The organism is Edaphobacter acidisoli (assembly GCF_014642855.1).
Lineage (GTDB): Bacteria > Acidobacteriota > Terriglobia > Terriglobales > Acidobacteriaceae > Edaphobacter > Edaphobacter acidisoli.
Map to the genome: position 1 here is coordinate 1 of NZ_BMJB01000002.1, position 14,554 is coordinate 14,554.

General features: G+C 57.2%; 13 protein-coding genes and 1 tRNA gene. 5 read left to right on the plus strand and 9 right to left on the minus strand.

Annotation, left to right across the window (positions count from 1 at the left end; genetic code table 11):
• Positions 1-106: 106 nt before the first annotated feature.
• Positions 107-183, minus strand: a tRNA-Pro gene (locus IEX36_RS13050).
• 100 nt (positions 184-283) lie between these two features.
• Entirely contained in the window at positions 284-556 is a 273-nt protein-coding gene (locus IEX36_RS13055) for an oxidative damage protection protein (RefSeq protein ID WP_188760017.1), read from the minus strand.
• Positions 557-598: 42 nt separating this feature from the next.
• On the opposite strand from IEX36_RS13055, the gene IEX36_RS13060 reads away from it, so the two are divergent.
• A complete protein-coding gene (locus tag IEX36_RS13060; RefSeq protein ID WP_188760018.1) occupies positions 599-1,096 on the plus strand; it encodes an anthrone oxygenase family protein in 498 nt (165 codons plus the stop codon).
• Here IEX36_RS13060 and IEX36_RS13065 read toward each other — a convergent pair.
• From IEX36_RS13065 to tyrS, 3 genes are all read right to left on the minus strand, one after another.
• On the minus strand, positions 1,093-3,777 hold the full coding sequence (locus IEX36_RS13065; RefSeq protein WP_188760019.1) for a ribonuclease R family protein: 2,685 nt from the start codon (positions 3,775-3,777) through the stop codon (positions 1,093-1,095). The genes IEX36_RS13060 and IEX36_RS13065 overlap by 4 nt on opposite strands.
• A gap of 46 nt (positions 3,778-3,823) precedes the next feature.
• Entirely contained in the window at positions 3,824-4,564 is a 741-nt protein-coding gene (locus tag IEX36_RS13070) for a hypothetical protein (protein WP_188760020.1), read from the minus strand.
• 182 nt (positions 4,565-4,746) lie between these two features.
• Complete coding sequence (tyrS, locus tag IEX36_RS13075; RefSeq protein ID WP_188760021.1) at positions 4,747-5,988, minus strand: tyrosine--tRNA ligase; 1,242 nt, start codon at positions 5,986-5,988, stop codon at positions 4,747-4,749.
• Here tyrS and IEX36_RS13080 point away from each other — a divergent pair.
• A complete protein-coding gene (locus IEX36_RS13080; RefSeq protein WP_308422316.1) occupies positions 5,979-6,500 on the plus strand; it encodes an MmcQ/YjbR family DNA-binding protein in 522 nt (173 codons plus the stop codon). The two genes, tyrS and IEX36_RS13080, sit on opposite strands and share 10 nt — an antisense overlap.
• On the opposite strand, the gene IEX36_RS13085 is transcribed toward IEX36_RS13080, so the two are convergent.
• From IEX36_RS13085 to IEX36_RS13100, 4 genes are all read right to left on the minus strand, one after another.
• A complete protein-coding gene (locus IEX36_RS13085) occupies positions 6,497-7,336 on the minus strand; it encodes a cytochrome c oxidase assembly protein (protein ID WP_188760022.1) in 840 nt (279 codons plus the stop codon). The two genes, IEX36_RS13080 and IEX36_RS13085, sit on opposite strands and share 4 nt — an antisense overlap.
• Positions 7,337-7,422: 86 nt before the next feature.
• Entirely contained in the window at positions 7,423-8,982 is a 1,560-nt protein-coding gene (locus IEX36_RS13090) for a trypsin-like peptidase domain-containing protein (RefSeq protein WP_188760023.1), read from the minus strand.
• 27 nt (positions 8,983-9,009) lie between these two features.
• A complete protein-coding gene (locus IEX36_RS13095) occupies positions 9,010-10,341 on the minus strand; it encodes a M56 family metallopeptidase (protein ID WP_188760024.1) in 1,332 nt (443 codons plus the stop codon).
• 5 nt (positions 10,342-10,346) lie between these two features.
• A complete protein-coding gene (locus IEX36_RS13100; protein WP_188760025.1) occupies positions 10,347-10,745 on the minus strand; it encodes a BlaI/MecI/CopY family transcriptional regulator in 399 nt (132 codons plus the stop codon).
• Positions 10,746-11,245: 500 nt separating this feature from the next.
• On the opposite strand from IEX36_RS13100, the gene coxB reads away from it, so the two are divergent.
• Genes coxB through IEX36_RS13115 form a run of 3 tightly spaced genes read left to right on the plus strand, consistent with a single transcriptional unit; the run spans position 11,246 to position 14,554 of the window.
• Positions 11,246-12,247: a cytochrome c oxidase subunit II gene (gene coxB, locus IEX36_RS13105; protein WP_229668990.1), complete on the plus strand. Its 1,002-nt coding sequence runs from the start codon at positions 11,246-11,248 to the stop codon at positions 12,245-12,247.
• Between the two features lie 22 nt (positions 12,248-12,269).
• Entirely contained in the window at positions 12,270-13,952 is a 1,683-nt protein-coding gene (gene ctaD / locus IEX36_RS13110; protein ID WP_188760026.1) for a cytochrome c oxidase subunit I, read from the plus strand.
• Positions 13,952-14,554: a cytochrome c oxidase subunit 3 gene (locus IEX36_RS13115; RefSeq protein ID WP_188760027.1), complete on the plus strand. Its 603-nt coding sequence runs from the start codon at positions 13,952-13,954 to the stop codon at positions 14,552-14,554. Before ctaD ends, IEX36_RS13115 begins: the two co-directional genes overlap by 1 nt.

A 14,554-nucleotide genomic window follows, 5' to 3' on the forward strand; every position in this document is an offset into this window, starting at 1 on the left:
CGCCGACGCCGAGAGTAGAAATCGGCGTTTCCGGGTAATTGAACCCATCTGCACCTGCGTTTGCACCTATTTGCATTACTTGCAGTAGCTAAGTTGTTGAGGTAATTGGTCGGGACGACTAGATTCGAACTAGCGACCTCACCCACCCCAAGGGTGCGCTCTACCAGGCTGAGCCACGTCCCGACTCTGTTAGCACGCAGTCCATGTGAACTGCGGCGGGGTATCAAGCAGTCTTAAGTGTACACTGCGTGAGCTGTTTTTGTGCCGACTGCAATTGCCACAGCTACTGTGAGGGAGGAACATATTCTTTGGGAAGCGCGCTGCCTTCGCCAAAGAAATAGGCATTCATCTGCTCGACCAGGAATTCCTGCGCCTCGCGTGTCCAGGGTTGGAGGCGGTACTCATTCAGCAGCATTTTCTGGTGCTCAACCCACGCGGCCCAGGCCTTCTTCGAGACATTCTTGTAAATCTTCTGGCCAAAGTCTGAGTCGAATGGAGGCTCGTCAAGCCCTTCCATCTCTGCCTTGTATTTTGTGCAAAAAACCATGTGTGCCATGCGTTCATGAGCTCCTGCCACTATTTTACGATGCCTTCGGCTATGCCGGAGCATCTGATCTCTATGTCGATCACTTACGATGTAGTGGCTGCCACCGTTACCGGGACAATGGTGGGAAATGAGATCGCCGTTGCTGCCTTTGTGCATCCGCAGTTGCGCCGCATGAGCGGCAGGGTACATGCGCAAGCCGCGTCCATGCTGGCCTCTGTGCTGGGCAAGTTTATGCCGTTCTGGTATGCACTGGCGCTGATATTGATCATCGGCGCTGCCTTTGAACATCGTCCTCTGGCTAACGGCACAGGGCTGCTTATTATGATGGCAGCGATTCTTCTGGCTGTTGCAATTGTGTTTAGTGTCGCGCAACTTGTGCCCATCAACAATCGCATTGCGCGCATGGATCCTGAACACCCTCACGCTACATGGCTCCAGGACCGCTGCCGCTGGGATAGGTTTCATCGGGCCCGTGTTGTCATTCTGACAATGTCATTGGTGTTGCTGCTTACCGGCATTATTCAGAGCTCTATCGTTGCTGCGTCTTAGCGACGTTCGCCTTTGGGCTTGCCTCTGTGCGGCTTGATTTTTTTGGCAGCTTTCCCTCTGCGCTTCGAGTTATTTTTTGTCGGCGTTCTGGTTTCGCCGGACGGTTTCGATCTTGTTTTACGTGCTGTTCGTGGCCTGCCTTCGGTATCGCCGTTTGATGGAAGCAGCGCAAACTGCAAGCGCCGCTGCTGGCGGTCGATGCGGTCGAGCAGCACACGCACTCGCTGGCCCATGCGAAAGTTGCGCCCTGTGCGGCCGCCGACGATCTGCCTGTCTGTGTCACGGTAGAAATAGCGGTCGTCGTCCAGTGTTCCGATTGGTACCAGTCCTTCGATGAACAGGTCGTCGAGTTCAACGAAGAAGCCATACTTCGTGCAGGAAAGAATGATTGCGCTGAAGTCTTCGCCCACGCGGTCCTGCATAAACTTTATCTTCTTCCACTCGATCAGTTCACGCTCGGCATCGTCAGCTCTCCGTTCGCACTGGCTTGACTCGGTGGCAATCGCCTCCAATTCCGTGGCTGGAATTGGGCTTTCGCCTTCATGCGGAACGATTCTCTTTGCTTTAGCGGGTGCGTTGTGCCATGGCTGCGGGTCGCTGGATAGAATCGGTCCACCGCGTGGGTCCGCTCCACCACGAAGCAGTTCGCGCAGCAATCGATGCACAATCAGATCAGGGTATCGCCGGATCGGCGAGGTGAAGTGGGTGTAGCAGGGCGAGGCTAGTGCGAAGTGGCCTTCGTTCTTCTCGCTGTAGCGAGCCTGCTTAAGCGAGCGCAGCATGAGGTAGGCGAGAATTCGCTCCTCAGGCTTGCCTTCGATCTTTGCAGTCAGGCGCTGGTACATCTGCGGCGTAACTGGAATCGAGTCGGCAATTTCGTGTGTCTTCGCCTGGCGTCCCGAACCGCGAGTGTCCCGGCGGTCGCCCTTCGTTTGAATTTGCTTTACTGGCAGATGGCTGATGCCGAGAGAATAACCCATCTGGTTGGCGGTTTCTTCAAACTCGACGATACGTTTGGGATCCGGTGTCTCGTGGATGCGGTAGATGCTTGCAACACTTTGTGCTTCGATCCAGTGCGCGACGCACTCGTTTGCGCTGAGCATGAATTCTTCGATCAGCCGGTGCGCCCAGGCTCGTTCGGAACGCACGATGGCCTGCATGTTACCTTCGGGGTCGAACTGGATTACGGGCTCGGGCAGGTCGAAGTCAATCGAGCCGCGGTGCTGGCGCTTCTTGTTGAGCTTCAACGATAGCTCCCGCATGCGTTCGAATTCGGGCACCAGTGCCGCGAACTCGGCGCGCGTTGAGGTGTCGCCATCGAGTACCGCTTGCACCTGTGTATAGGTCATTCGTCGTGCGCTACGAATGATTCCTTCGCATACCTCGTAGCTCAGCACTTCGCCGCGATTGTCGATTTCCATGATGCAGCTCTGAACGAGGCGGTCTTCGTCCGGACGCAGACTGCATATTCCGCTTGAAAGCTCGGGGGGCAGCATTGGAACCGCGCGATCGGGAAAGTACACCGAAGTTCCGCGCAGGCGTGCTTCCAGGTCGAGCGCTGTTCCCGGTCGCACGTAGTAGCTGACGTCGGCGATATGAACCTGAAGCTCCCAATTGCCGTTGTTGAGAGGCCGCACCAGCACGGCATCGTCGAAGTCACGGGCCGATTCTCCGTCGATGGTAACAATCGGCAGTCCGCGAAAGTCGCGGCGTTCGGCCAGTTCGTTTGCTTCGAGCTTTGCAACTGTTTGCTCTGCGGAGGACTGCGCCTCTGTGAGTACGTTTGCTGGAAATACGTGTGGCAGATGGTGTTTGCGGATGATGATCTCAACATCGACGCCAAACGCATCTGGAGGGCCTAGTACCTCGATCACGCGGCCTTGCGCCGGCCGTCCGGGCTTTGGGAAGTCCGTGATCTCGACATCGACGGCTAGCCCTTCGAGTGGACTGTGCGGATCAACCTCGCCCGATAGCAGTGATGACCAATGCACGCGCTGTGCTTCGGCCTCTTCACCTATGACTCGATGCGGGCTGTCTTTCAGGACAGCTTGTGCCTCTGCGCCATCGGGAATGTGAATCGGTTGGGTCATGCGCTCGTCGAGTGGCGTGACGAAGTTGCCATTGACCACAACGCTACCGTTCCATGGAGTGCGGCCTCGGCGCGATATCGCATAGTGGAACACGCCGACTACAGTAGGGTTTCTGCGTGTCACTACACGCGCAATGCGGCCGGAACGACGTCCATCGCGTCCGCGCGGGGCTTCATCAACCAGCACTTCGTCGCCTTGCATCGCGTCGTTCAGCGCGTCGGGTGGGATGAAGAGATCATCGTCGCGGTTTGTGCTGCCGTGCAGTCTGACGAATCCATAGCCGTCACGGTGCATGTCCAGACGTCCCGCAACCAGGCGGTCGCGCGTGGCCCGCAATGGTAAGGATTCATTGCCGCCTCGTGCTGTCTTCTCTGGAGCAGCCGAAGGCAGGCTCCACTGTTCCTTGTCCAGCTTTACCAGATCGCGGCGAGCGGTCATGCGGGCAAGTTGCTCCAGCAAGAGGCGCCGCTCGCGTCCGCCGCCAAGGCCCAGTTCACGGACAAGCTGCTTGTATCCGGCGCGATGGCCAGGTGAGCGCTCAATCCTGCGAAGTAGCTCTCGGTCTGTCTGGGGATAGGGTGTCTTTGCCATCAGTCAGAAGCATACCGCTTCATTGTCAGTTCTTTTGCCGCTCGTGCTATCTTTCGCGCGTCTCAGCTTGCTCGTCTGGCGATGAATTCAGTAATTTGACGGCCTCTTCGAAGGTGGTTGAGAGGGGAACGCTCGTGAAATTCGACGAGATCTCATCCTGCTGCTGGCCGATGCTTTTGAAGAAGAGCGCGCGTCCGTTGATGTGCACGTGCGTCTCGACGATCTGCCAGATTCCGGGAGCAATCTCCCGGCGTTCCACATCGAACGTGCCGCCTTTGCGAAGCTTGCCCAGGATTCCCCAGCCGATTGAAACGTCGTCGGTGAGCTCGCCTTTGATGGTGCGGATTCTGTGCGCCTTTCTGTCGATGACCATCTCGCCTGACATTGTGCCCAGGACGCGCGACTTGATGTCTGGCGCATCGAAGTCAGGATCGGGGTCGAAGTGCAGGGTCGTCAGATCGTCCGTCTCGTTCACGATCTTCCACCGAAAGGCGCGCGGCAGCAGGCGCAGTAGATCTTGGGCGCTTTTATCATCCTGTGCGTCATCGCGTTGTTGTTTACGAATCTGTGAAGGGCTGTGGATGAAGTTCTCGATGCGCTGCCGCTCAGCCTGGGAGTCGGCGGCGGAGAGTGATTTGCCGTCGCGCTCGATCAGTTCTTTCACGCTGCCTTGCGAGGTCTGGACGACGATGTAGACGCTGCCGATGTCTTTGTGGTCGTCCCGGTAGCGCCACAGAGAGTGATCTGCCTTGCTCGCCGCGAGCTCTTCGTCCACGGCACGTTGCACAATCTGTCGTGCATCCTGCGCATATGAAGATGTGCAGGTGATAACAATGACCGCTAAAGCCAACGAACGCAACCGCCACCGAGCACTCATATTGATTGAGATGCTGCCTCAGGCGTCCATGTTAGTGCAAGCCCTGAAAAAACACAGAGTTGGCCGGTTACGATGTGTGTTAACAGGCCGTATCAGTCTGCCCATTCGACGCGCACGCTTCGCTTGCCCAGGCGGAGCACAGGTGCTGAGCCAAGAGCTTCTTTGCCGATTAACTTGCCGGTAAATTTCTCGCCGTTGAGGCTTACGGCATTCTCTGCAATCTTCCTCGTCGCTTCTCCAGCTGAGCCGGCCAGTCCGGCGAGCTGCAACAGCTTCGCAACACGAATGCCGCCGTCTTCTTCGCCTAGCGCGGCGCATGAAACTTGCACTACCGGGACATCCTCGCTCACACTTTTCTGCTGGAACATCTTTGTCCAGCCTTCGGCGGCGGCATCTGCTTCTTCGGCAGAATGGAAATCGCGAGTAATCGTCCATGCCAGATTTTTCTTCGCCTGCATCGGATGCAGCTTGCCGCTTGCAACGTCGGCTTGCATGCGAGAGATCTCCGAGCCACGCAGGTCTGTCAGCATCGTCCAGTACTTCCACATCAACTCGTCCGAGATAGACATCAGCTTGCCATACATCTCGGTAGCGGGCTCATGGATGCCGATGGCGTTGCCGAGCGACTTCGACATCTTCTGCACGCCGTCGAGGCCTTCAAGGATGTTGTTCATCAGGATGATCTGCTGCGGCTGGCCGAAGTGTTTCTGCAGGTCGCGTCCACGCATCAGGTTGAACTTCTGGTCGGTTCCGCCCAGCTCCACATCGCACTCAAGCGCGACCGAGTCGTAGCCTTGCGCGATTGGGTAGATCATCTCGTGCAGCGCAATCGGCTGCTCGTCGTTGAAACGCTTGTGGAAGTCTTCGCGCTCGAGCATCTGCGAGACGGTGAACTGCGCGAGCAGCTTCACGATGTCGTAGTAGCTCAGCTTGTCGAGCCACTCGGAGTTGTAGCGCACCTCGGTCTTTTCGGGGTCGAGGATCTTGAAGACCTGTTCTTTGTATGTCTCGGCGTTGGCGGCGATTTGTTCCGGCGTTAGAGGCTTGCGCGTGACGTTGCGTCCCGTCGGGTCGCCGATGAGTGCGGTCGAGTCGCCGATGAGGAAGATGACCGTGTGGCCGAGTTGCTGAAAGTGCTTGAGCTTGCGGATCAGTACGGTGTGGCCGAGGTGCAGGTCGGGCGCAGTGGGGTCAAAACCGGCCTTGATGCGCATGGGCACGCCGGTGGCGATTGACTTGGTAATGCGCTCCTTCAGAGCATCGAGCGGGATGATCTCGGCCGCACCTTTGGTAATCAGATCGAGCTGATCTTCAAGCGATGGAAATGTGGGCATATCTCTTCAAGTATAAAGACAGGCTGCGACCTGCACTTGTCCCGATTCATCTTCCTTATACTTTTGATATGGATGCCGAACGCATTCGCGCGCATTTGCTCACGCTCCCGCATGTGGTCGAGACGATGCAGTGGGGTGCGAACCTCGTCTTCTGGGTTGGCGATAAGGCTATCGGGGGTAAGATGTTCGCCCTCGTCAACCTCGATGACGACCAGCATCGGCAGGTTATCGCGTATGCTGCTGGTCCCGAGCGCTACTCTGAGCTACTTGAGGTCGAAGGTATCTTCCCTGCGCCTTACATGGCCCGCATCTACTGGGTTGCCGTTGAACGATGGAGCGTCTTCCGCTCCACGGAGTGGGAGCAGGAACTTGCGGCGGCGCACAGTATTATTTCGGCTAAGCTACCGCCACACACCCGCGCAGCGCTTGCTTTACCATCAAAAGAGCAGAAACGCCTGATTGCTGAGCGCAGGAAGCTGCTTGCCGCTAAGGCCAAAACGAAGCAGCGTTAGTCCAGGGCGTAGCCACTCCGGCCTTTTGGTTGCAGCATCTGGATGGTGAGAAAGACCACCGGAATAAGGAAGACCAATGAGCCGATCACCCACATGATCGCTGCTCCCGCGGCCTGGTCGGCAAGCGGACTTGCGCCGAAGGGGTTCGGTTCGTGCAGATAGAACGAGTACACTGGCCGGCCGCAGAAGGCGAGAAAGGCCGAAAGCGCAGTGTTGACCAGATCGGCGAGCACCAGGTAAGGGATCATCATCCATCCGAGTGGCTTTAAAGTTGTGGGCCAAGGACGGATGAGCGGCCACCAGAAGAGGATTGACGAGAAGAGGAAGCAAAGATGTTCGATGTCGTGCACGAGTTCGTGCTCGAGCGCAAAGTCGTAGGCTGAGGGGATATGCCAGCTGAGGAAGAAGATGTTCATCAGGAGCCACGCGACCACTGGCGTGATGAGGAAGTGACCGAGGTGGCGTAGTGGCTTCATGCGAATGAGTGGGCCAATGATGTATCGGAGAACGGGGCGGGGAAGTCCGCGCAGCAGTGGCACGGAGGGCTGGCCGAGGAGTACCAGGGGCGGCACGAAGGACATCAGCAGAAGATGCTCGACCATGTGCGCGCTCAGCGACGTGTCGGCGAAGCCGTCCATAGGCGAGCCGATTGAAAGCCAGAGAACAGCAAGGCCGCCGAGAAAAGATGCAAGTCGCCAGTCGGGGAACTGTGCGCGGCGCGTTTTGCGGATGGCGAACCAGCCTCGTGTGTAGACGATGGCCGTCAGGATGGTCATCGTGGTGAGGAAGATCGGCGGAGACCACTCCTCGAAGATGGCATGGTACGCAGAGGGCATTGCTTCTAGGGTAGCGTTTTCCATCAGCGGTTTCGAGGGCATGAAAAAGCGGGCCACTCTAAGCGGCCCGCTTCTGTGAAGCAATACTACTGATTATCGGGGTGGATAATCCGGTAGCTGGCATTGCCCTGCGACCAGACCAGCAGCAGAACGTCTTTGCCTGTCGGGCTGTCGTGAATCGCGTTGACAACAGCATCTGCAGAGGAGACCGCGCGGCGGTTGACCTCCATGATGACGTCGCCAGCGGCGAGCCCCGCGTCGTCAGCCGGACTACCGGGCCGCACGCTCTCGATTACCGCGCCATGGACGCTGCCCGGGATATTGAACTGCTGCCGAACATCAGAGCTGAGGTCGCCAACGGACACGCCGATCTTTGCATGCGAGTTGCCGGGACCTTCATTGCTTGCCGACTCGCTTCCGTTGCCGTGGAATTCGCCCACCTTGACGTGGATGGTCATCGGGTTGCCGTTGCGGATGATGCCGAGTGCGATATCTGTGCCCGGAGCATCTTCGCTGACAGCGACCTGGAGCGCGCTGCCATTTTCCATCTCTTCGCCATTCAGCGATTGGATGACGTCTCCGGGCTTCAAGCCTGCATTGCTGGCCGGAGAGCCAGGCGTCACCTGCGAGATGATTGCGCCGGTTGAGTGCTTCAGGTTGAAGAAGCTCGCATTGGCTGGGGTCACATCATTCATCGCAATGCCCAGATAGCCGTGGTGCACCGAGCCAGTCTTGATGATTTGCTCAGCTACAGAGTGAGCAAGCTGCGAGGGGATTGCAAAGCCAGCACCTGCAAAGGATCCGCTGTTCGAAATGATGAACGTGTTGATGCCGATCAGCTCGCCGTGCGCGTTCACCAGCGGCCCGCCCGAGTTGCCAGGGTTGATGGCGGCGTCAGTCTGGATGAATCCACCGGGTTTGCGAGCGTTATCAGAGTACGGATTTGGCCGATTCAGCGCGCTGATGATGCCGTGGGTTACAGAAAACTGGAAGTAGCCGAACGGGCTGCCAAACGCAAGTACAGTCTGACCTGGCTTCAGCTTGGTCGAGTCACCCCACGCGATTGCAGGCAGGTTCGTTGCATCGACCTTGATAACGGCGAGGTCGGTCAGCTTGTCTACGCCAACGACCTTCGCGTTCAGCACGCGTCGATCATTCAGCGTGACGCGTACATTGACAGCACCGTTGACCACGTGGTCGTTGGTCAGTATGTAGCCGTCCTGAGAGATGATGACACCGCTACCGATGCCATGCTCAATCTGCGGGCGCTGCGGCCCTTGCTGGAAGCCGAACGGACCGTTCGGCCCGAAGAACTGCGAGAAGCCCGGAGGCAGGTTCTGCATTTGTCCTTGCCCCTGCTGGCTCTGGTTCTGTGCGCCGTCGCTGTCAGGTGTTTCCTTAGACGTGACTGCGACGTTGACCACTGAGGGTGTCACTTTGGCTGCGACTGCTTCTACTGCGTGATCCAGTGAAACCAGAGCAGAAACGCTGTTGTCGTCCAAAGGGGTTCCTGAACTCATGCTTGCCGCGTGGACTCCATCACGGTGCGCAATTAGTGTGCCTGCCAGTACAAGTGCGACAGCCACTCCAGTCAATCCGCCGATCCGGGCTATCTTGCCGACTAATTTATTAGTTGAATCTGTCATACTTACACCTCATGTGAATTAAACGAACTAAAGTTGAAGTAAGAGCCAGCCGTCGACGGTTGGCACAGCCGCATAAGACGGACCTGCTCCGCGATTATCCGGCACCGTAAATACCATCCTTGAAACTCCCGAAGTGCCTGTTGCGCCTGATGCACTCCACGAGGTCATCACCACCCATTGCTGTACAAGCTGTGGCTTGGGTTGGACCTTCTTTATCCTCTGCAAGACAGCACCACTGCTAGCGTGCTTCCGTTGCCGATGTACGGCGGGCAGGACTGTTGCAGGAGAAGTGGCTCTGAGCAGCGTTTCATGCGGAGCGTTCTGCTCTGTCAATGCAACCTGGTGATACTCTGCAGGCGATATCGTCGCGGAAGCTTGTGTTGCAGGGGATACGCTGGCGAAGGAGACGATTCTCGGACACCGCGCCAGTTCAGTTGCTCCGCCAACAAGCGCCAGCAACAGCATGCCGAGGACGACCCGCGCCTGTATTCGGCCCATGCCTTCGCATCCCCGCAGAATGCTGTGCACGCGTCGGCCCAGCTCAGACCGCCGCTCCCATGCTCCCAGAGTCAGCGCCGCACTCTGCCGCTCCATTCGCTGCTCGGCAAGGTTCGTAAGGCAACGCGCATATGCCTTAGGCGCGCGGGTCTGGCGCAACACGTCGTCGTCGCAGGCCAGTTCGCGTTCGAAGCAGAGACGCCGCTCGATCCACACGAGCGCTGGATTGAGCGGGAACAATACCAGAGCAATCTTCTGCACAAGATTGGACCAATCATCTCTGCGCCGCAGATGCCCCATCTCGTGCAGCACAATCTGCTCCAGCTCCTGTGTGGACAATCTTTCAATAAGGCTCTCAGGAATCAGGATGCGTGGAGAAAAGAAGCCGATCACGCTCGGACGGTCTACGTCGTTTGAGACGCAGAGCGTGGCACCGTGCAATCCTGCGCTCTGTGCGATTGACGACGCAGCAACCGGAACTGCACGCTTCCAAATCTGGTGAAGTCGCAGCCCGCTTGCCAACAGTCGCGCCGCACGCACCAGTGACAACGTAAGCCAGATGCCCGCAATTACAAAGGTCCACCGAACGTTGAGTCGAAACATCGCGCTATTTGCGGTAAGCGCTGCTCCTGTCCGTCCGGTATAAGCATGAAGGAATGGCAACACGGCGAGTACGGTGAAGACTGCTATCCATACTGCGAACCGGATTGTGGCGGAAGCTCTCGGAAGCATTCGCAGGCAGGCCCAGGCTGCAGCCGCAAGCGCCAATCCCTGCCAGAGACCTGCGACAAATGCGCCGGCTGCCATCTGCGACAACCCCGTGAGCAACTCGCCCGCCCAGTGCATCAAAGTCGCATCCATCGCTGTTATGCTTCCTCCGTCCGGTCGTCCGCCGCACGATCAATTGCCTCTCTCAGGCGCTTCAACTCCGCCGGTGTCACCTCATCGTCACCCAGCAGCGAGAGCAGCAGCCGTTCGCGGGAGTTGCCGAAGAAGCGTCGCATCATATTGCGTACCTCGGAGCGTTCTGCTTCCTGTTCGGCAACGCACGGGCTGTACACAAACGCACGGCCTACCTGTCTGTGCCGCACATAGCCCTTTTGCTCAAGAATCCTGATGGTTGTCAGCACGGAGTTGTAAGCAAGAGCCGCCCCATTGGGCATCGCTGCTACCAGATCGCCGACAGCAGCCTCACCGCGTTCCCATAGGAGCTTCATCAGCCTCAATTCGGCTTCGGTCAGCGTGATGGATCTTTTTGGCGGCATGCTGTCCATCGCAGGCCAACCTATACATCCAACTAGGGTAGGCTTGCGTCCTAACCAGACAGACGGACAACTAATCCATTAGTTAGCAGAGTAGTCGAGATTTTCGCGGAGGAGTCTTTAGGAAGGCTCGCGTCAGATGCAATCACATCTGAGGGCAAGAACGCAACGACATCAGCCCGCGCTTTCTGCCAGCTTTCCAATATATACAACGGAGAAGGCTACAACGAAGAAGAGCCAATTAACCATTACAACAGACCGGAACGATAGTCGGCAAAGCATCGGCGATTACCGGTGAAAGTTCAGCGATTACCGGCGTTTTTTTGCTTCGCCGCGGCAAATCCTTTAGCTATTGAAGTAGCATGTCCACGATGCATGGTGCGGTAACATGCGTTGGGCAAAATAAAGCTTCGTGAGGTCACACTGCTTTGTTGCCATTCGCCAGACACTCGACAGCATCTATCGGCAGGACGTTTCGACTGCCTGGCCAAGCTGTATGCTGTGTGCTCGGTGGCCTGGCACTGACCGCAACTGCCCATGCCGGTTCGGCTACGAGCATCTTTTCTCCAGCAGGCACCCCGGCCCAGTCGATCTTCAGCCTGTCGATGCTGGTGCTTTCTGTTACAGCGGTCATCTTTCTGATCGTTGCGGGACTCCTGCTTTACGCGATCCTTCGCTATCGTCATCGTCCTACTGACACCGACCGCGAACCTCCGCAGATCTATGGCAGCAACCAGATTGAGCTCTCCTGGACCGTCATTCCGATTCTGATTGTGGTGATGCTCTTTCTCACTACGACGCGCGTCATTCTTGGGACCGAACACATTCCCAAACCTGCCAATGCGCTCGACGTTACCGTGGTTGGTCACCAGTTCTGGTGGGAGTACAGCTATCCGAAGTATGGCGTTGTTACGGCCAACGAGCTTCACGTGCCGGTCAGCGATCCGGCCAGCATGACGCCCACCTACCTGAACATGACATCGGCCGACACCGACCACAGCTTCTGGGTGCCGCGCCTTGCCGGGAAGATGGACCTGATTCCCAACCGCATCAATACGATGTGGATCGATCCGCAGCAGCCGGGGCTTTATCTCGGTCAGTGCGCGCAATATTGCGGCACGCAGCACGCCAAGATGCTCCTGCGCGTCTATGCTGAGACTCCCGCGGGCTTTGCTGCCTGGATCAAACATCAACAGCAATCGGCTAATGAGGACTTTACGGGTAATCCAGAAGCGGCAGCAGGCAAAGAAGTGTTTATGCACAACGCGTGCATCAACTGCCACACTGTTCGCGGCACGGTAGCTACCGGACGTTTCGGCCCTGACCTCACGCACTTGGCCAGCCGCGACACGATCGCCTCAGGCGCATTTCCGAACAATGCGGCCAACCTTCGGCAGTGGGTTGATGACCCCAACTCGATGAAGCCAGGCTCTCTGATGCCATCGATGCATCTGAATCAGCACGACCTCGACCTCATTACGGCTTATCTGATCACGCTGCACTAACCAGCAATAGGAAACGAGCGCAATGTCACCCGCAACCCGCGTCATGGAAGCAGTCGATGAGACCCAGGCAGTCAAACGCCCGGCGTTTGAGGTCATCTACGACTGGGTCACGACTGTCGATCACAAAAAGATCGGCATCATGTACATCGTCTATGCGCTAATCTTTCTGGTGATCGGTGGCGTTGAAGCCATCCTGATGCGCATCCAGCTCGCAGTTCCGAATAACCACTTCGTTTCACCGCAGGTTTTCAATCAGCTCTTCACTATGCATGGCACGACCATGATTTTCTTCATGGCGATGCCCATCTTGTTCGGTTTCGGCAATTACCTAGTGCCGCTGATGATCGGCGCGCGCGACATGGCCTTCCCGCGCCTGAACGCGTTCAGCTTCTGGGTCTCTGCTTTTGGCGGGTTCTTGCTCTACTTCAGCTATTTGGGTGGCAGCGGACTCTATGCCGCGGGATCGGCGCCGGATGTTGGCTGGTTTGCATATGCTCCACTTACTGCGAAGGTCTTTTCGCCTGGACACAGCACCGACTATTGGACACTCGCAGTTCTGCTGAGCGGCATCGGGTCCATCGGCACGGCTCTCAATACAGTCACGACGATCCTCTGCATGAGATGCCGAGGTATGAAGCTAACGAAGATGCCGTTGTTGCCCTGGCTCTATCTCGTCATGAGCGGCATGGTCTTCATCGCGGTCAGCCCGCTGACAGCGGCGCAGATCATGCTGATGCTTGACCGCTATGTCGGCTCGCACTTCTTCGATACGCAGGCGGGCGGTTCGGCGGTGCTGTGGATGCACTACTTCTGGATCTTCGGACATCCGGAGGTCTACATCCTTATCCTGCCGACGTTCGCGTTCATGAACGAGATCATTCCGGTCTTCTCGCGCAAGGCCATCTTCGGCTACCCCGCAATGGTCGCGGCATCGGTTGGCATCGGCTTCATCAGCCTCGGCGTCTGGGCGCACCATATGTTTGCCGTTGGTATGGGGCCTGCGGGCAACACGTTCTTCGTCTTCGCCACGATGGTCATCTCGGTGCCGACTGGGATCAAGATTTTTAACTGGCTGGCTACGATTTGGGGAGGCAAAGTCATCTTCTCCCTGCCGATGATGTTTGCCATTGGATTCCTGTTCCAGTTCCTCATCGCGGGACTCACAGGAATCATGCTGTCGGCCGCGCCGTTCGATTGGCAGCTCACCGGGTCGTACTTTGTGGTCGCGCACTTCCACTACGTCATCGTCGGGGGCATTATCTTTTCGCTCTTCGCGGCCTTCTATTACTGGTATCCGAAGGCGACAGGCCGCATGTTGAACACGACGCTGGGCAAGTGGCACTTCTGGCTCTTCCTCATTGGCTTCCATCTGACGTTCGACTTCATGCACATCCCCGGCATTCTCGGGATGCCGCGCCGCATTTATACCTACGAGGCCAGCCGCGGATGGGGAACATGGAACTTCATCATCGGCGTCGGTGCCATCTTTCAGGCGATTGCCGTCATCATCTTTGCCTACAACCTTGTCCGCTCCTACTTCAAGGGAGATATCGCAGGCCACGATCCATGGGATGCCTGGACGCTTGAGTGGGCTACGCCTTCGCCTCCACCGGTCTACAACTTTGCTCACGATCCTACGGTCAACAGCCGCCGTCCTCTATGGGACCTGAAACATCCGGAAGAACCGGACTCGGACTTTGAATAATGACAACAGCCAGCACCATCCCGATCAGTACCGAGAGCGAAGCTCCCTGGCAGTTGCCCTATCGTGGCACGGTGGGCATGGTCTGCCTCATCATCGCTGAGGCTGCTATTTTTGCCATCTTCTTTGTCTCTTATATCTTCTATATCGGCAAGAGCCTCTCCGGTCCAACCCCACGCGAGGTGCTGGAGCTTCCCATCTTCGGCACCATCTGCCTGCTTTCGAGCAGCATTACCGTCCACTGGGCAGTTGCCGCGTTGCGTAAGGACAACATCCGCAGTTGCGCGCTTGGGCTTGCTTCGACAGTTCTTCTTGGCGGCATCTTTATGGTGAGTACGGCCGAGGAGTGGTACCACCTGATTTATGAGAAGGGCCTTACGATCCGCACCAACCTCTTCGGCACAACGTATTATTCGCTCGTCGGTTTGCACGCAACGCACGTTATCGTTGGACTCATTCTGCTCTCCATAGCGCTCTTTACAGCGCTCACCGGGCGCATCAAGGAAGAGCACTCGGAGAAACTGGAGGTAGTTTCGCTCTACTGGCACTTCGTCGACGCCATCTGGGTCGGCGTCTTTCTCGTTGTTTATGTGATCGGCAGATAG